This is a genomic window from Sporosarcina psychrophila (assembly GCF_001590685.1).
Lineage (GTDB): Bacteria > Bacillota > Bacilli > Bacillales_A > Planococcaceae > Sporosarcina > Sporosarcina psychrophila.
Map to the genome: position 1 here is coordinate 104265 of NZ_CP014616.1, position 17604 is coordinate 121868.

17 protein-coding genes and 1 other annotated feature are annotated in these 17604 nt (G+C 43.4%); of the genes, 13 read left to right on the top strand and 4 right to left on the bottom strand.

Going from position 1 to position 17604, the window contains the following annotated elements:
• Positions 1 to 11 precede the first annotated feature (11 nt).
• Complete coding sequence (locus AZE41_RS00420) at positions 12 to 1145, top strand: DHHW family protein (RefSeq protein WP_067204247.1); 1134 nt, start codon at positions 12 to 14, stop codon at positions 1143 to 1145.
• A 151-nt stretch (positions 1146 to 1296) separates the two neighbouring features.
• Here AZE41_RS00420 and AZE41_RS00425 read toward each other — a convergent pair whose 3' ends face one another.
• Entirely contained in the window at positions 1297 to 1668 is a 372-nt protein-coding gene (locus AZE41_RS00425; protein ID WP_231885749.1) for a VOC family protein, read from the bottom strand.
• Between the two features lie 80 nt (positions 1669 to 1748).
• On the opposite strand from AZE41_RS00425, the gene AZE41_RS00430 reads away from it, so the two are divergent.
• Entirely contained in the window at positions 1749 to 2432 is a 684-nt protein-coding gene (locus AZE41_RS00430) for a hypothetical protein (protein WP_067204252.1), read from the top strand.
• Between the two features lie 71 nt (positions 2433 to 2503).
• Here AZE41_RS00430 and mgtE read toward each other — a convergent pair whose 3' ends face one another.
• Positions 2504 to 3862 carry a magnesium transporter gene (gene mgtE / locus AZE41_RS00435; protein ID WP_156475934.1) on the bottom strand — a complete coding sequence of 453 codons (1359 nt, stop codon included), beginning with the start codon at positions 3860 to 3862 and terminating at the stop codon, positions 2504 to 2506.
• Positions 3863 to 4016: 154 nt separating this feature from the next.
• Here mgtE and dacB point away from each other — a divergent pair, with 154 nt between their 5' ends.
• From dacB to AZE41_RS00455, 4 genes are all read left to right on the top strand, one after another.
• A complete protein-coding gene (gene dacB / locus AZE41_RS00440) occupies positions 4017 to 5579 on the top strand; it encodes a D-alanyl-D-alanine carboxypeptidase/D-alanyl-D-alanine endopeptidase (protein WP_197485350.1) in 1563 nt (520 codons plus the stop codon).
• A gap of 133 nt (positions 5580 to 5712) precedes the next feature.
• The gene (locus AZE41_RS00445) at positions 5713 to 6540 is read left to right on the top strand and encodes a transporter substrate-binding domain-containing protein (protein WP_067204257.1); all 828 of its coding nucleotides are present in this window, start codon (positions 5713 to 5715) and stop codon (positions 6538 to 6540) included.
• A 40-nt stretch (positions 6541 to 6580) separates the two neighbouring features.
• On the top strand, positions 6581 to 7249 hold the full coding sequence (locus tag AZE41_RS00450; protein WP_067204259.1) for an amino acid ABC transporter permease: 669 nt from the start codon (positions 6581 to 6583) through the stop codon (positions 7247 to 7249).
• Positions 7250 to 7261: 12 nt separating this feature from the next.
• Complete coding sequence (locus AZE41_RS00455) at positions 7262 to 7987, top strand: amino acid ABC transporter ATP-binding protein (protein WP_067204261.1); 726 nt, start codon at positions 7262 to 7264, stop codon at positions 7985 to 7987.
• Between the two features lie 61 nt (positions 7988 to 8048).
• Here the strand turns inward: AZE41_RS00455 and rluF are convergent, their stop codons facing one another.
• Positions 8049 to 8753, bottom strand: coding sequence for a 23S rRNA pseudouridine(2604) synthase RluF (gene rluF / locus AZE41_RS00460; protein WP_067204263.1), 705 nt, complete (start codon positions 8751 to 8753; stop codon positions 8049 to 8051).
• Positions 8754 to 9099: 346 nt separating this feature from the next.
• Positions 9100 to 9326 (top strand) — a binding site (T-box leader).
• A 67-nt stretch (positions 9327 to 9393) separates the two neighbouring features.
• On the opposite strand from rluF, the gene AZE41_RS00465 reads away from it, so the two are divergent.
• The 6 genes from AZE41_RS00465 to trpA are packed head-to-tail and all read left to right on the top strand — an operon-like array spanning position 9394 to position 15244.
• Positions 9394 to 10767 (top strand): anthranilate synthase component I family protein, encoded by a 1374-nt coding sequence (locus AZE41_RS00465; RefSeq protein ID WP_067204266.1) that lies wholly within the window; start codon positions 9394 to 9396, stop codon positions 10765 to 10767.
• A 50-nt stretch (positions 10768 to 10817) separates the two neighbouring features.
• Positions 10818 to 11849, top strand: coding sequence for an anthranilate phosphoribosyltransferase (gene trpD, locus AZE41_RS00470; protein WP_067204268.1), 1032 nt, complete (start codon positions 10818 to 10820; stop codon positions 11847 to 11849).
• The gene (gene trpC / locus AZE41_RS00475) at positions 11846 to 12634 is read left to right on the top strand and encodes an indole-3-glycerol phosphate synthase TrpC (RefSeq protein ID WP_067204270.1); all 789 of its coding nucleotides are present in this window, start codon (positions 11846 to 11848) and stop codon (positions 12632 to 12634) included. Before trpD ends, trpC begins: the two co-directional genes overlap by 4 nt.
• Positions 12631 to 13245, top strand: coding sequence for a phosphoribosylanthranilate isomerase (locus tag AZE41_RS00480; protein ID WP_067204272.1), 615 nt, complete (start codon positions 12631 to 12633; stop codon positions 13243 to 13245). Before trpC ends, AZE41_RS00480 begins: the two co-directional genes overlap by 4 nt.
• A 3-nt stretch (positions 13246 to 13248) precedes the next feature.
• Entirely contained in the window at positions 13249 to 14463 is a 1215-nt protein-coding gene (trpB, locus tag AZE41_RS00485) for a tryptophan synthase subunit beta (protein ID WP_067204275.1), read from the top strand.
• Positions 14456 to 15244 carry a tryptophan synthase subunit alpha gene (gene trpA / locus AZE41_RS00490; protein ID WP_067204278.1) on the top strand — a complete coding sequence of 263 codons (789 nt, stop codon included), beginning with the start codon at positions 14456 to 14458 and terminating at the stop codon, positions 15242 to 15244. Before trpB ends, trpA begins: the two co-directional genes overlap by 8 nt.
• Before the next feature lie 107 nt (positions 15245 to 15351).
• Here the strand turns inward: trpA and AZE41_RS00495 are convergent, their stop codons facing one another.
• Entirely contained in the window at positions 15352 to 16182 is an 831-nt protein-coding gene (locus tag AZE41_RS00495; RefSeq protein ID WP_067204281.1) for an AAC(3) family N-acetyltransferase, read from the bottom strand.
• 118 nt (positions 16183 to 16300) lie between these two features.
• On the opposite strand from AZE41_RS00495, the gene AZE41_RS00500 reads away from it, so the two are divergent.
• Complete coding sequence (locus tag AZE41_RS00500; protein WP_067204284.1) at positions 16301 to 17275, top strand: DUF4003 family protein; 975 nt, start codon at positions 16301 to 16303, stop codon at positions 17273 to 17275.
• The last annotated feature ends 329 nt before the right edge of the window (positions 17276 to 17604 follow it).

Here is a 17604-nt window from a genome sequence, read left to right on the forward strand (position 1 = left end):
GAGGTGACACATTGTCTATTCATAAAAAGTGTTTTGTAGGTGTATTTTTGGTATTCATTTTTGGAATAGGGTTATTCAATGTGTTAGCTAGCGACCGTGCATTCTCTGAGAGAGAAAACCGTCCATTAGCTCAAATGCCTGAATGGACATTGCCAAATTTTTATTCTGGAAAGTTAACGGCGCGTTATGAAACGTATATGTCTGATCAGTTTATTTGGAAAGATGGTTGGGTGAGGCTGAAGGCGATGTCGGAAAGGGCTTCATTGAAAAAAGAAAATAACGGGGTTTTCTTCGGCAAAGATGGATTCCTTATTGAACCATTTGAAAAACCTGGCGAACAGTTTGATAAAAACATTGAGTATGTGAAAAGGTTTGCTGCAAATGCAGAAGGTATTCAGTCGTATGTATTACTTGCACCAACTTCGATAGCGCTATATGAGGACAAACTGCCCCTTTTTGCTCAAACTTCCAGCGAAAGAGAAGCATTTGAAACCGCGAAAGAAAAGTTGGATTCCGTAATGGAGGTAATTGATGTATACGATGCGCTCAAATCGCAAAGTAACGAGCAAATCTATTTTAGAACAGATCACCATTGGACGATGCGTGGGGCATATCTAGCTTATAGAGATTCAGCGAGAGCGTTGGGGATAAAGCCATATGAAGAAGACGACTTTCGTATTAAAACGGTAGCTGAAAATTTTTTCGGAACACTCCATTCCAAGACGAATGCGATCGGTGTTGAGCCGGACAAGATTGAAGTTTATTTGCCGAATTTTGAAACTACTCAAACAGTGACCTATGAAGACGGACGACAATCTGAATCATTATACGAATGGGATTATCTTGAGAAAAAGGATAAGTATTCGCTATTCTTGGATGGTAATCATACACTTGTAAAAATTAAAACAGGGGTCGGAAATGGCCGTAAGTTGGCGATTGTTAAAGATTCCTATGCTCATGCATTTATCCCCTTTTTAGCGAATCACTTTGAGGAAATACATGTACTAGATCTTCGATATTATCATTCGGATGTCCTTATGTATTTGAATGATCAAAACATCTCTGAAGTATTATTTTTATACAATGTTGCTAATTTTACAAAGGACCCAAATATGATTTGGTTGTCGCAAAGTACATTGAAATAAAATTTTAGTACGAATGGGATAGTTGGTTAATGCGAAGATGCTTTATTAGTGGATTGCGCTTGATGACAAGAAAAGGAGTTGCTTTACTCATAATGAGTGAAGCAACTCCTTTTTTAACATGAATAAGTGAGTAGTATATTTCATTAAATAGTTATACGGCTACTTCACTCATCAGCGCATGCGTATTCCCCTCGGTATCATTGAAAAACACCATCCACGTTTCTGTGGAGTCCATTTTTGCGACGACATGCGGTTTATCGATAAATGAAACACCTTTTTCTTTCATCTGACTAAAGCTTGCTGTGATGTCATCTACTTTGAAATAAAAGACGGAACTTGCGTTTGTGAATTGTTCCTTTTCGGGAAGACTAAGCATTAAGCGGATACCGTCGCAGTCGAAGAAAGCCATTGTGTCTGTGTTGAATAAAAGCGGTAGTTCAAGTAAATCTTTATAAAATAAAATAGCTCGATTAATATCTTTTGCAGGAACCCCAATTTGGCCGATACTTTTTAAACTTGTCACAAAAGTAATCCCCCTATTCAGTAATCTTTTCATTTAGTATAGCATACCAGTTTTATCCAATGAAGCGGAGGGACAAGAAGATGGATATTCTTTATAGTGGTTTGTTAAAAGATAATCATCCGTTTTATATTCGACGACTGCACCTGAAAGACCTTCATGAAATTATACGTGTACAGAATGAGGTGGTTTATGTACTTGATAATCCAAGTTCGTTATCTTCATTATCCCAAAAAGAGTACGAATATATTTTGGCTGACGGCGGTAAGATGGTAGGGGTGTTTGCAGATGAACGGCTCGTCGCATTCCGTGCATTACTTGTCCCTGGAGCAGATGAAGAGCATCTCGGTTCCGACGTTGGGCTTGATTCGGCGGAATTTGAGTCTGTTATTTATCAGGAGATATCGACTGTTTCGCCACGCTATCGTGGCTACCGTCTGCAAAAGATTATGGCAGACGTCTTAATGGAGCAGTTGAAAGTGGCAGACTATAAGTACGTTTGCGCAACGGTTGCTCCGTTTAACATCGCAAGTCTCAAGGACAAGTTTTCACAGCAGATGGAAATTGCCGCGCTGAAAAAGAAATATAACGGGGTGTTGCGTTACGTTTTTGTGAAACATCTTCATATAGAGGGGGACGAATGGGAAGTGGAGCAATTCATTCCGATGCAAGATACAAAAGCTCAGCAAAAACTGCTTGAAGAAGGATGGCGAGGGACTGGGATTTCAGGAAGTACGGATGGCTGGCTTGTACGGTATTGTAAATAGTTTATCGACTTTCATGACAAGTAGAAAAGGAGCGACTTCACCCAAATGAGTAAAGCCGCATCCTCTTTGATTCACATCAATTTTGAAATGAACATTGTCGCGATTCCGAAATAAATCAAAAGCGACAATATATCATTGATGGTAGTAATAAGCGGACCCGATGCAACTGCAGGATCCACATTGAATTTGTGCAAGACGAGCGGGATGATTGTACCCGCCAGCGTTCCGATAATAAGTGTGATAAGTAAAGAGACGCCAACGACAAGTCCGAGTACAAAACTACCTTGCCAAATATAAGCAATAATTGAAATGACGATGGAACAGACAATACCGATAATAATCCCGACTAACAGCTCTCGAAAAATAAGTTTCAGCATCTTTTTCGTATCAAGATCCTCGGATACAAGACCGCGGACAACGACGGCGAGTGATTGTGTTCCAGTATTCCCGGTCATTCCGGCAATCATAGGCATGAAGAAGGCGAGCGCGACAACGGCTTCAAGAGTCGCTTCGAAACGGGATATGATACTTCCAGAAACAAGTCCAATGAACAGCAGTAAAATTAGCCATGGCAAACGTCTTCTGGCGGCAACTAACGGCTTCGTTCTGAAGTCAATCGCTTTTCCAGAGGCCAGTAGCATTTCAATATCTTCATTCGCTTCCCGGACGACAATATCAAGGACGTCATCCACCGTGATGATACCGAGCAGAACACCTTCGTCATCAGTGACAGGCATTGAAACGAAATCGTAACGGCCAATAATCTTAGCAACTTCTTCTTGTTTGGTCATCACACCTACCTTGACGATATTCCGTGACATGATGTCTTCTATTTGAGCTTCGGGTTCTGCGAGCAACAGGTCTCTGTACGATGCGACACCGATAACTTTTTTGTCATCATCTAGAACGTACAGATAGTTTAGATACTCCGCAAGTGCAGCGTAACTCTTTAGTTTCTTTACTGCCCGCTCGACAGAATATGATTTATGAATCCATACGAAGCGGTTCGTCATCGCTCTTCCGGCCGTTTTTGGCGGATAATTCATGATCTGCCGGATGATGTCCATTTCTTCTTGTTTCATTTCGGCAATTAATGCATCGGCTTCTTTTTGGGGAAGTCCCGATAACAGGAAAGCAAGGTCATCATTTTTCATAAGATCCAATATATCCGTGGAGCGGGCAGGACCGATTGTTCGCAAAGCACGGAGCTGATCATCCTGTGATAAATGACGTAATAACCCGGTTAATTCATCTAACGTAAGGAATTCTAAAAATAACGGCCGATGTTTCACTGGTAAATTTTCATATTGGTTTGCAATATCGAAAGGTTTCAATTCCTTCATGATTTCATGGAATGTCTCTCTTTTTCCTTCTTTTAATATATGGATTAGCGCAGTTGCGATTCCATTCTCAGGGTCTTTATGAACCAAAATATACACCTCTCTAAAAAAATGGTGAGAGATGGATCAGAGTGCTGCCGTTTCTCTCTCTATAGCTTTATCCCCTATTTCATTCATCGGAAAACCATATTGTTTGTTTATTAAAAGGAATAATTTACTTAACTGGGTGGGAGGCGAAGATCGATTGAAAAAGAGCCAGCAATTGAAGTTGATAAGCGTACTACTAGTAATTGTAATGATTGTCTTGCTGATAAACGGATTTAACGGTAAGGATAACCATACCACCGCCCCGGACAATACGACAGTATCCGTTGCTAAAGTTGATGAACCTGTTGATGAACCAGTCGATAAACCGCAAAAACCGTATGCATTTCATGACATTGACGAAATTTTGAAAGACCCGAGATTACAAGGTGCGACGACTGTGGTAAGTATTCGTGAGGCAGCAACCGGCGAAGTTGTCTATTCCCATCTAGGAGATACGCGAGTCCACCCCGCATCCGTCATGAAATTACTGACAGGCGCTGCGGCATTTGAAACACTTGGAGAAGGGCATACGTTCAAGACTGAGTTGTATATGGATGGGCGAATAGAGAACGGCGTGCTGCACGGCAATCTCTATTTAAGAGGAAGAGGCGATCCGACACTGACGAAGAACGACCTGAAGGCATTCGTATCCGAATTAAAAGCGAAGGGAATCAGCTCCATCGCAGGAAACGTCTATGGGGATGATACTTGGTACGATGACATTAGACTTTCCCAAGACCTAAACTGGTCTGATGAACCCTACTATACAGGTTCCCAGGTGTCCGCACTGACGTTATCTCCAAATGACGACTATGACGCAGGTACGGTCATTGTCGAAGTGAATCCTGCCAAGAAATCAGGACAGGCGGGACAAGTCGCCATGGTACCAGCAAATAACTACCTGACAGTCGTCAACAAGACTCAAACGGTAGCTAAAAAAGGCAAGAAAAGTATTACGGTTGAAAGGCAACACGGTACAAATACGTTTATCGTATCCGGGACGATTCCAGAAGGCACAACAAAAACACGCACTTGGGCATCTGTCTGGGAACCGACAAACTACACGATTAGCATCTTCAAAAAAACAATTGAAGAACTGGGCATTACGTTTTCGACAGCTCCGAAAGTCGAGCGCAAAAAAGTGACTAAAGGGGCTACTTTACTGACGTCAAAAAATTCAATGCCGCTACATGAATTGTTCATTCCCTTCATGAAATTAAGTAATAACGGACATGCTGAAGTACTAGTTAAAGAGATGGGGCGTACTATAGGTGGCGAGGGCAGTTGGGATAAGGGGCTTTCGATCATAGAAGCAACACTCTCTACTCTAGGACTTGATACAAAAAATATGCTGCTTCGCGATGGATCAGGCATGTCCCATAAAAACCTTGTCACGGCGAATGAAGTGACAAAACTGCTTTACACAGCACAGACAAAACCATGGTATCCAGCATTTTTGAATGCGCTTCCTGTAGCAGGGAATGGAGAACGGTTTGTTGGAGGAACATTGCGCAATCGTATGACAGGGACAACGGCAGCAGGCAACGTCCAAGCGAAAACGGGCGCATTGAACGGGGTCACCGCGTTGTCTGGCTACGTTACAACGAAAGATGGAGAAATACTTACTTTTTCTATTATGATTAATAACTATTTGAATGACACGACGCCTGAAATACTAGACAAAATCGCTATTACACTTGCGAACTATCAGTCAAAGTGAGCAATTTGATATGCAATAAAATGCATATTTCGTGCATATTTATGTTTAGCAGAAAAAGAATAGGGAACGAGATAGAGAGTAAGGTAAAAACCGGAAAAACATCCGGGATGATAAAAAGGGGAGAACTTTTACTATGGGGAAGTTGAAAGTACTATTTCTATTGTTAACTGTTTCGGTGTTGGTGTTATCGGCATGCGGGACAAAGAAGGATGCCGGAGCAGAAAAAAGTGACGGCGATGGAAGCTATGAACTTATGAAAAAAGGGAGTCTGACTTTTGCCGCGAGTGGTGTTTATAAGCCATTTAATTTTGAAGAAAAAGGGAAATTAACTGGTTTTGATATAGAGATTGGTGAGGCAATTGCTGACAAGATGGGGCTAGAGGCGAACCCAGTGACAAATCCCTTTGAAACAATTATGCAGGGGCTAATCGGTAAGAAGTTCGATGCAATCATTGGATCAATGGCTTATACGAAAGAGCGTGCAAAGCAGGTGAACTTTACTGAACCTTACTATTACTCGGGCGGAATGATTTTTGTATCCGAAGATAATAAGGATATTAAGTCTGAGGATGATTTGAAAGGTAAAAAAATCGGTGTCGTGGCCCAATCTACATATGAAAAACCCGCACAAACCCTTTCGGACAATATCCAGTATTATAGCAGTGATGTAGTTGCACTAAAAGATTTGACTATAGAAGGCCGTCTCGATGCAGTTATCACAGCCGATATCGTAGGCTATGAAGCGATTGATAATGATTTTAAAATTAAGGAAGTCGGAAAGCCGTTATGGGTAGAGCAGCCATCCATCGCTGTACGACCTGACAATGATGCATTAAGGCAAGACATTGACAAAGCGCTGAAAGAAATAATTGAAGATGGTACGTATGATGAAATTTCAAAGAAATGGTTTGATCGAAATCTACTAGACCTTGATCTGGAAGGTGTGGAGCTTTTAGAATGAATGACTCCACAGACTTGACTACAGAAAGAGGGTATAACTAGTGCCAGAGATATTTATAACACTTTATGAGGTATTCATACGAACGTACCCAGGATTTTTAAAAGCTGCACTTATCACGTTGGAAATTACGGCAATTGCACTCGTGCTAGGTACTGCACTAGGTATAGTTTTTGCATTAATGAAGATATCCAAATCAAAAATTTTACAGACAATCGCAAACCTGTATATTACTTTAATTCGGGGGACTCCGCTGATTGTCCAAATCATGTTTCTCTATTACGGAATTACGAATATCGTCGTCCTATCGAATTTCTGGGCCGGTGCAATCGCGCTAGGTATTCATAATGGTGCTTATATCGCGGAAATTTTCCGGGGCGCCATACAGGGAATCGATCGCGGGCAAGAAGAAGCAAGTCTTGCGGTTGGTATGAACCGTCGGCAAGCAATGCGGAGAATTATTTTCCCACAAGCGCTTCGCCGTGCGATTCCGCCACTTGGAAACCAGTTTATAATTACCATGAAAGATTCATCACTTGTCTACGTTATTGGTGTTTCGGAAATGTTCGGACTGGCAAACAGGGAAGCGGCAGCATCATTCCAACCATTCGAAACATTCCTAGTCGTCGGCGTTTATTATCTCGTACTTGTACTAATCTTCTCGGCACTGCTGAAATGGTATGAGAAAAAGCTGGATGTTGACAGTATATGAGGAGGAAATTAAATGATTAAAACAAAAAACCTCCACAAGTCATTCGGCGATCTTGACGTGCTGAAAGGAATCGATCTAGATGTGGAGACCGGAGAAGTTGTTGTGCTTATCGGAGTCAGCGGATCGGGTAAAAGTACGTTGCTTCGCTGTTTGAACTTCCTTGAAATGCCGAATGAAGGTGAAATTATAATTGATGGACGACAAGTCGATCTGAAGAAAGATGACTTGTCGAATGTGCGTGCCGAAGTAGGAATGGTGTTCCAGCATTTTAACCTTTTCCCACATAAGACAGTGCTTGAAAACATCACGGAGGCACCAATCATTGTCAAAAAGATGAAGAAGGAACGCGCAGAGAAAGAGGCGCGTGTTATCTTGGAAAAAGTCGGCTTATCTGATAAAGCAGACGTCTATCCAGGTAAACTATCAGGCGGGCAAAAACAGCGTGTTGCTATTGCTCGGGCACTCGCAATGGAACCCAAAGCGCTCTTGTTCGACGAACCGACATCAGCGCTTGACCCAGAACTTGTCGGGGAAGTACTTCAAGTAATGCAGGATCTCGCCAATGAGGGTATGACGATGGTCGTTGTCACCCATGAAATGAAGTTTGCAAAAGAAGTTGCCGACCGAATTGTTATGCTGGACGAAGGCTGTATCATTGAAAATACAGATCCGCATACATTTTTCAACCATTCGACCAACGAACGGACACGCCAATTTTTAGAGATGGTTGACGTATAAGGCAGTGAATAAAAAAGATATCCAACACCGGTGTTAGTAGGTGCGGGATATCTTTTTTATATTAGCGTTTCGGTTCATAATTCAACATCTTGAACATTTCCGACAGTTCCTCGTCGGTCAAGTCACGCCACTGACCATTCGGCAAGTCACCAAGATGGATGTTCATAATGCGCGTACGTTGTAATTTTCGAACATTATAACCAAGTGCGGAACACATGCGGCGGATTTGGCGGTTTAAGCCTTGCGTCAATGTCATGTTGAATTTACGCGGTCCTAGTTGTTTTACTTTACATGGTTTTGTTACCGTATCTAAAATCGGGACGCCTGACTCCATCTGTCTGATGAATTCCTTCGTGATTGGTTGGTCGACAGTGACGATATATTCTTTTTCATGGCCATTTTCTTCGCGCAAGATTTCATTGACGATATCGCCGTCATTTGTCAGAAGAAGAAGTCCATCTGAGTCTTTGTCGAGTCGACCGATATGGAAAACACGTAGCGGATGATTGACGAAGTCGACGACATTACCTTTAATATGGCGTTCCGTCGTGCTAGTAATGCCAACGGGTTTATTGAGCGCAAGATAAACGAGTTGCTCTTCCGTCTTCACTAGTTTTCCATCAGCATGGACTTCGTCGCCATCTTCGACTTTACTGCCGAGCTCGGCAAGTTGCCCGTTAATCGTAATGCGTCCATCTTCTATCCATTTATCCGCGCCACGACGGGAAACAATCCCGGCTTCGCTTAAATACTTATTAATTCTCATGTATGTCATCCTATCTAAGAAAGTTCTTTCTTCTATTGTAGCGCGTCTACGGAAAATGTTCAAAACCGTGGAGTTGGTATTAGAAGTGCAGAGTTGCTATTAGAATCAAGAAGTTGACATTAGAAGTTCGAAGTTGCAATTAAAACCAAAAAGTTGCAATTAGAATTCGGAATTTGCAATCGGCGCAAAAGAAGATGCCCCGATTTTAAATCAGATACGAATGAAACAGAAAAGATTGACAACTAACTCGCCTTGTAATACGATGGGAATAACATTTTACCAAAGACGGGCAGAAGGTACCGAGAGCGGTGCCGCCCACGATAGACGAGTTGAGAAGAGCATAGCTGAGAAATTGATGAATAAGAAGAGTAGCACAGGAGCGCGATTGTAGAGAGTCAGTGGGTGGTGAAAACTGATTCGCGGCCGGTGTGAATGGACTTATGAGAGTCTACTTGAATCGTTTTTCAAGTAGGACGTGAGATCCCACGTTACGGGATGTGTCTTATGGGCACGCTAAGTGGAAGCAGCAATGCTTCAATTAGAGGTGGCAACGCGGTCTATTCCGTCCTCTGCAATCGGACTAATCTGTCCTTTTGCAGAGGACTTTTTTTATACCCAAAAAGAGGAGAGTTGAGCTGAGATGAGTAGAGAACAGACGAGTTTACGGACGACAATGAAGAAGTTAAATGGGGATTCATTAACACCCATATTGATTTTCAGAAGAATGCAGGGGCAGCGAAAGTTTTTATTAGAAAGTTCTTCGAAACATGAGGGATCAGGGCGCTACTCCTTCCTTGGGATGGATCCACTGAAGTCTTATAGCGGACGCGACGGAATACTTGAAGAACATGTTTATGCTACTGGCAAGAAATATGTACACGAGGGCGATTTGTTTGTGCTGTTGAAACGATTGATGCCGCGAATTACGGATGATATCGATTTTCCTTTCACAGGCGGAGCGGTCGGCTACGTTGGTTACGGAGCGGGTTCCGACAGTGTGACGCGTTCCCATGACGATATGGGATTTCCGGATGTTAATTTTAATATTTACGAAACCATTATTATTTTCGACCATGTGTTGAATGAAGTGACATTGCTGCATACGGAAATTAATCCGGAACAAAGTGCTCCTGATTTGGATGCACTAGCTGAAAGTATGTTGTCCGGACCGGAAAAAGAAGAGTTGGCTTTTGCGCTCTCGGATTATAGCTGTTCTGTCACACAACAACAATTTGAAGAGTTGGTACGCGAAGCAAAAGGGTATATCGAGCAAGGAGAGGCTGAGCAAATCGTACTGTCTAGGCGTTTAGTGGCGGACTTTAACGGTGATCCATTTTCATTATACCGAAAGCTAAGAAAGCGTAATCCTTCACCTTATATGTATTATATGGAATTCGATGATCACGTTGTTTTAGGTACGTCCCCAGAAAGTATCGTAAGTGTATCGAATGGCAAAGTGATGACGAATCCAATTGCAGGGACACGCCGACGTGGTGTAGATAAAGCAGAAGATCTAGCACTAGAAAAAGAGTTGTTGGCGGATCCAAAAGAACTAGCGGAGCACGATATGTTGGTCGAGCTTGGACGTAATGATTTGAAGAAAGTGTGCCTTCCAGATTCTGTGCAAGTCACAAGTTATATGGAAGTCGTCCGTTACGAGCATGTCATGCACATTGTATCGGAAGCAGAGGGAACATTGTCGCCAGTGCTACATTCATTGGACGCGTTAACGGCATGTCTACCGGCGGGTACGGTAACAGGTACACCGAAAAAACGAGCAATGGAATTGATTGATGAATTGGAGAAAATGGACCGGGGTATTTACGGCGGGGCAATCGGGTATATCGGTTTCAACGGTAATATGGATTTTGCGTTGACGATCCGCACGATGGTTGTGAAAGACGGTAAAGCATACGTCCAGGCAGGAGCAGGAATTGTGCAAGCGTCAGATCCAACAGCAGAATTTATGGAAACGGCCAATAAAGCCAAGTCCTTGTTGGAAGTCATTAACTAAATCGATGATGAATTGATTATGAGAAAGAGCAGAGCAGAGGAGAGATTGAGATGAGAAGTTTTGTTAGAAGAGTAGAGTTGGGCGAGCATTTAATGTATGAAGAAATGGTGGAAGCTTCTAAGTTGATGTTTAATGAACAAACCGCATCGCAGGACATAGTCGATTTCCTTGTGGCGTTGTCACGAAAAGAAGAAACGGCCCATGAAGTAGCGGCTCTTGCTTCGGTTATGAAATCGTTCGCGCTGCGGGTAAATGTTCCACGGGAAACATTTATGGATAACTGCGGAACAGGCGGAGACGGCTCAAATACGTTCAATATTAGTACGGCATCCGCGTTCGTATTGGCAGGAGCCGGCGCATCCATCGCTAAGCATGGTAATCGGAAAGTTTCGAGTGCCGCGGGAAGTTCTGATGTATTGGAAGCCCTTGGCATTCATATAGACTTCAGCTTAGATGAAACCATCGAACTTCTTCAACAGGAAGGAATCACCTTCTTATATGCGCCAAATGTTCATCCGAAAATGAAACGAATTGGTGCAATCCGGCAGCAAATTGGCAAGCCGACTATCTTTAATCTAGTAGGTCCTTTGACAAATCCAATCCCATTGAAAACACAGTTCACGGGTATTAACAGACCGGACTTCACGATGGAATACGCATCCGTATTGCGCATGCTTGGCAGAGAGCGGGCAATTGTCGTATCGGGCGCGGGGGGAATGGACGAAGCGTCACTTGCGGGACAAAATGCATTTGTCCTTCTTGATAAAGGCGATTTGATCCCATTTTCGCTGACAGCAGATGATGTGGGGCTTGCATATGCTCCGATTTCAGCTATACGTGGAGGCGATGCGAAGGAAAATGCTGCAACCATTCGGGCGATTTTCAATGGACGACGCGGTCCTCATTTCGATACAGTCGTTTTCAATGCAGGCATCGGATTATTTGCAAATGGGCGAGCAGCGACAATTCAAGAGGGCGTAAAACAGGCGACTGAAAGTATTTTATCTGGCAAAGCATTGCAAAAGCTTGACGCTGTCGTAGCATTCAGTCAGAAAATCGGTGCAAAGGCGGTGGCAAGATGACGATTTTAGACAAGATTTTACACGAGAAACGGTTTGAAGTACAAGACATGTTGGCAGAGCAGGATGTACGACAAGAAGCACGTCCAGCGCGTCCGTCTTTATTCAACAAGCTATATAAAACAGAGCATTTGCAAGTCATCGCGGAAATGAAGCGCGCATCTCCTTCGAAGGGGCTTATCGCGGAAGGCGCTGATCCCGTTGCACAGGCAATTTCTTACCATCGCGCAGGTGCAGCGTGCATCTCTGTATTGACGGATAGTCACTTTTTCAAGGGGTCATTCGAAGACCTAGCAGCTGTCGCAGACAATGTTCCTATTCCGTTGCTATGCAAGGATTTTATCATCCATCCTGTACAGATTGACCGAGCAAAAAGGGCCGGAGCCTCTGTCATCCTGTTGATTGTTGCTGCACTAACTGAAGATGAACTCGCTGAATTTCATGCCTACGCGCTACAATCTGGCTTGGAAGTATTGGTAGAAGTACATGATGAGGCTGAACTGAAACGCGCAATTGCCATCAACGCAAAATTGATTGGTGTAAATAATCGTGATCTTCGTACATTTAAAGTGGATTTAAAGAGAACAGAAGAGATTGCAGCCCTGTTTCCGTTCGATGAAGAACGTGTCCTCATCAGCGAAAGTGGTATCTGGGAATCGGAAGATGCGTTATTTGTAGCAGATGCTGGCGCAAGTGCAGTGCTCGTTGGCGAATCGTTAATGCGAAGTGGTGAAGTCGCTACAGCTATCCAATCACTGCAAGTCGCATTACCGAGGGTAGTCCGATGACGAAGGTAAAAATTTGTGGACTAATGGAATCACAACACGTGAAAACGGCAGTCGATGCTGGAGTAGATGCAATCGGCTTTGTCTTTGCTCCAAGCCGACGACAAGTGACAATTGCCAAAGCGCAAGAGTTGGCAAAGAATATTCCACCTGGAGTGCTGAAGATAGGGGTATTTGTTGATGCATCACAAGATGATATTGAGCAAACTTTCCGAGAAGTACCGCTAGATTTTGTTCAATTTCATGGTGATGAAAGTTCAGATTTCATCGAAAAAGTCGGACTTCCTTCCATTAAAGTGTTATCAGTTTACAGTGATGAAGATGCAAAGCGATTCGCACACTATGAAACAGACTACTTTTTGTTTGATACACCTGGAACGGACTTTAAAGGTGGAAGCGGAAAAACTTTTGATTGGCAACTAATGAAAGATGCTGGTGTACAATCGGACAAAGTTATTCTGGCGGGTGGACTGAACGCGGATAATGTTGCACAAGCAATCAGGATGGTACATCCATATATGGTGGACGTTTCAAGCGGAGTAGAAGTTATGAGAAGAAAAGATGACAAGTTGATTCGCGCATTCATTAAAGCAGTCAAAGATGAGGAGAGATAAGCAATGGTACAAGAATTGGGTGCAACTCAAACTACACAGGCAGGACGATATGGACGATTTGGTGGGCAGTTTGTTCCTGAAACATTAATGACAGCACTTATCGAACTGGAAGCTGCTTATGATGATGCGATTGCCGATCCAGCTTTCACGGACAAAGTAAATTATTACTTAAAGGATTTTGTCGGACGGGAGACGCCGCTGTACTTTGCAGAAAGACTTACTAAAGAAGCGGGCGGTGCGAAGATTTATCTCAAACGGGAAGATTTAAACCATACCGGCGCACATAAAATTAATAATACGGTTGGGCAGGCACTCCTTGCGATGCGCATGGGCAAAAAGAAAATCGTTGCGGAAACCGGGGCGGGTCAGCACGGAGTAGCGACAGCAACAGTATGTGCTTTGTTTAATCTCGAATGCGTTATTTACATGGGGAAAGAAGATATTCGCAGGCAGGAATTGAATGTGTTCCGTATGGAGTTACTTGGAGCGAAAGTCGTTTCAGTCGATAAAGGATCAGGCACACTGAAAGATGCAGTCAATGAGGCGCTGCGTTACTGGGTGGCAAATGTAGAAGACACGCATTATATATTAGGATCTGCGCTTGGTCCGCATCCATTCCCGAGAATTGTTCGTGATTTCCAACGTGTAATCGGTGTGGAAACGAGAGGACAAATTATGGAGAAAGAAGGGCGTTTGCCGGATGCAATTGTGGCGTGCATCGGCGGTGGGAGTAATGCAATCGGCATGTTCCATCCTTTTATTGATGATGAAGACGTTGCTTTGTATGGTGTTGAGGCGGCGGGAAGTGGTATTGAAACAGGACTTCACGCAGCTGCAATTGCGGATGGCAAAGAAGGCGTTCTACACGGAGCATATATGTATGTATTGCAAGACGCCGATGGATTTATCCAGGAGGCGCATTCCATTTCAGCGGGTCTCGATTACCCCGCAGTTGGTCCGGAACATAGCCATTTACATGATATCGGGCGCGTTACATACTCGTCTGTCACGGATGCGGGTGCATTGGAAGGATTGCAGTTATTGGCGAAAGTGGAAGGAATCATCCCTGCCCTTGAAAGTGCACATGCGGTTCACTATGCAGTCGAATTGGCAGGTACGATGGGGGAGGAAGAAATTCTCGTTATTTGCCTTTCAGGACGTGGCGATAAAGATGTCCAAACGGTACGCGATGCTTTAGGAGGTGGCTTGAATGACTAAGCAAGACTTAACTAACGCGATTACTGATTGTGTAACCCGAGGCGATAAAGCATTTGTGCCCTACATAATGGCGGGCGACGGCGGTCTTGAAACGATTAAGAAAAACATATTATTTCTCCAACAAACAGGTGTGACTGCAATCGAACTGGGTATTCCTTTTTCGGATCCGGTCGCAGATGGCCCAGTGATTGAACAAGCGGGAGAACGAGCACTTGCTAAAGGGGTAACACTTCGTAAGGTATTGAAAGAACTCACTTTATTCAAGGATGAAGTCACTGTTCCGCTTGTAATCATGACTTATTTGAATCCGATTTTGAGCTATGGCATTGATCAATTTGCGAAGGATTGCCAGAACAGCGGTATCAGTGGACTTATTGTGCCTGACTTGCCACACGAAGAAAGTGGACTATTGCAGAATTCTCTTACAAAATCCGAGATTGCACTCATTCCACTAGTCTCGCTAACGAGCCCACCAGAACGGATTAAGAAAATAACAGCGGCAGCTGAAGGCTTTGTGTACGCAGTGACGGTAAACGGTATTACAGGGGTGCGGGATGGATTTGGCGATGATCTTGCTGCCCATTTGGAGCAGCTGAAAGCGGTAAGTCCTGTCCCTGTACTAGCAGGGTTCGGTATTTCAACACCTGAACAGGTCCGGTCAATTGGTGCACTTGCAGACGGAGTCATTGTTGGAAGTGCGATTGTTGCTGCTTTTCATAGAAATGACTTGACGTCAGTCGAGGCATTAGTAAAAATGTCGAAAAAAGAAATATATAGTTAAGAAAAACGCCCTTCCTTGCGTGAGAAATCACACGAGGAGGGGCGTTTCTTATACAGTGATGCTGCTTTGTCGTATAGTGCTAGAATAGGGTTGTACAGTTTCTATTTTTAGTCAACGACCACTTCTGACATTCTTTTTTCAGTTATCCATACAGTCCCAAACTCAACAAGCGGTTTCATCGGAACGACTTTGCAAAGGGCTTGTCCTAACTTGCCGTCGATAGCAATGCCGGGGTTCATTTCCTCGAACGCGGTACCCAATTCGGGAAAAATATCCGAATCGACATCGACCATATCAAAAGTGGCCCAAATTCGTTCACCGTCTTGCATGATGGCTGCACCTTGAGGAGAGACTGTATATTCAGGAGCTAGGTATTCAGCTAAATGAAGTGCGGTGCATGATTCATAACTGACTCCAATCATAATGACCTTCACATCCACATTCAACATTTTTCCGAGTGGAGAACTCGTTCCGAATGAATCATCGAGCGGATGTTCACTCATCCAGTCATCTGCGTGGCGGCCCCACGCCATGAACGAATGGGCGGGGTGAGAACTTCGAATTGTTTTTGGATGGCGATGGAAGCAGTCAGCGATTTTCCCCATTCCACGTAGATGGGTTAAGTTCGGGTCGTAAGCGGGAATAGATTGACGTATAGGTTCATGCCACGCTTCTGGGACAGGGGGAAGCATCCAGTAAGATGGTTCCGAATTGTCGGCAGACTGCGCGGGCATGATGATTGTCCCGTTTAACGTCACTGTTTCCATCAGCGCTTCGACGACGGCTTGTGCACCACCTGCAATCCACCCCATCAATTTAAGGGATGAATGGACAATAATATGATCACCCGATTTAACACCAAGTAAGTTAAGCTGCTCTTTTAGTGTCTCTTTCGATTGGAATGAATGGGTATCGAGAATCGTTTCAAATTCGGTCATGTGGATCACTCAATTCTATAGATATTTTCGAAAAGCATAGCAAGCAAGAAAGGTTTTGCCAAGTTTTATGAAACCTTTCTTGCGGACGAGCGTACATATATAAAAGGAGATGTGTTCAATGGATGCGAATGTGATTAGACAGGAAGTTGAAACGACATATGAAAAAGTGAAGTCGTTGGCAGGTTGGACGGTGGATAAAAACGTCGTGCTGACAATTACATCGTACTATGTCACATCTGAAAGGGAGTTTGACGCGGAAAGTTTGAGTCGAGTAATGGATGCACTAAAAAGTAAATCCAGCTGGCTTTCTCCGCTACGCGGCAATCTACTTCCGATGATGGCTGCATTTCTAGATAAGCCTGGGACAGATATCGACAAAGAGGTGAATCGTTTATTCGCGAAGCAACAAGTCTTAAAAGGTATAGGCTTCCGTAATACAATCCATTCATATTTGGCTGCGCTCCTGTTGACCAACGATACAGAGCTCTATGAAAACGAGGCGCGTCAAGCTAAAAAACTATATGATGCGATTAAGAAACGGCATTTTTTCCTGACGTCAGACGATGATTACGCATATGCAGTATTGTTAGGGAAAAGGGGCGCTGATCCAATGGAGCATGCGAAGTCGATGCGTGCGTATTATGACTCATTGCGAACCGAGGGATTCCGTTCGGGAAATGAACTACAATGGCTGTCACAAGTGATGACTTACATACAGATCAAGTTTGATCCAAGTCTCATAACCAGGGCTGTGGAAGTACTAACTCATTTCAAGCGCAATACGAAAGTACGACCTGTGCATTATCCTATGATTGGATTTCTTACCGTATTTGGAATAGATGATATAGAACTGCAGAATATTGTCGAACTTACGCATTCATTGGAGGAATCTAAACCTTTTAAATGGAATCGGGAAATGGCGTTGTCTATCGCAATTGGGTACATTATGCATAAATTGACTGAGAGTGCAGAAGCAGAAAGTGTTAGTCTTGCGACGTCTGTGGAATTGATTATACAAGCACAGCAAGCAGTGATGGCTGCGACGATTGCAGCGATGGTTGCGTCTACGTCAGCAAATTCAGCAAATAATTGATTGTGATTCGCTTAATTCCCATCCAGTTTCGATTGGCTTTTCCATCGTGGGAAAAGTAGACCTCCAAAACTCGATTTCAACTCCGTGTACCTCGTCGATGAACTGGTAACACCTAAAAAGTTTTTAATGATGAACACGTCCTGTTGAATACAAAAAAAGATTTCATTCCAAATCGGAAATGGAATCTTTTTTGCGTTTTATAAATAAAATGACAAATTTTTATTTTTAAAACGCTAAAAGTATTTCGGGTCAGGAAATGCTTTCAGGTCAACGTTTGTAACCTATTTGTAACCTAATTGTCACACATAAAGTATTTTATGTATTTTGTA

Excerpts from the sequence above, each read along its gene's own strand:
- AZE41_RS00430 (WP_067204252.1), top strand. The coding sequence starts at position 1,749 with ATGGATATTCTTTATAGTGGTTTGTTAAAAGATAATCATCCGTTTTAT.
- AZE41_RS00445 (WP_067204257.1), top strand. The coding sequence starts at position 5,713 with ATGGGGAAGTTGAAAGTACTATTTCTATTGTTAACTGTTTCGGTGTTG.
- AZE41_RS00455 (WP_067204261.1), top strand. The coding sequence starts at position 7,262 with ATGATTAAAACAAAAAACCTCCACAAGTCATTCGGCGATCTTGACGTG.
- rluF (WP_067204263.1), bottom strand. The coding sequence starts at position 8,753 with ATGAGAATTAATAAGTATTTAAGCGAAGCCGGGATTGTTTCCCGTCGT.
- AZE41_RS00465 (WP_067204266.1), top strand. The coding sequence starts at position 9,394 with ATGAGTAGAGAACAGACGAGTTTACGGACGACAATGAAGAAGTTAAAT.
- trpD (WP_067204268.1), top strand. The coding sequence starts at position 10,818 with ATGAGAAGTTTTGTTAGAAGAGTAGAGTTGGGCGAGCATTTAATGTAT.
- trpC (WP_067204270.1), top strand. The coding sequence starts at position 11,846 with ATGACGATTTTAGACAAGATTTTACACGAGAAACGGTTTGAAGTACAA.
- AZE41_RS00480 (WP_067204272.1), top strand. The coding sequence starts at position 12,631 with ATGACGAAGGTAAAAATTTGTGGACTAATGGAATCACAACACGTGAAA.
- trpB (WP_067204275.1), top strand. The coding sequence starts at position 13,249 with ATGGTACAAGAATTGGGTGCAACTCAAACTACACAGGCAGGACGATAT.
- trpA (WP_067204278.1), top strand. The coding sequence starts at position 14,456 with ATGACTAAGCAAGACTTAACTAACGCGATTACTGATTGTGTAACCCGA.
- AZE41_RS00495 (WP_067204281.1), bottom strand. The coding sequence starts at position 16,182 with ATGACCGAATTTGAAACGATTCTCGATACCCATTCATTCCAATCGAAA.
- AZE41_RS00500 (WP_067204284.1), top strand. The coding sequence starts at position 16,301 with ATGGATGCGAATGTGATTAGACAGGAAGTTGAAACGACATATGAAAAA.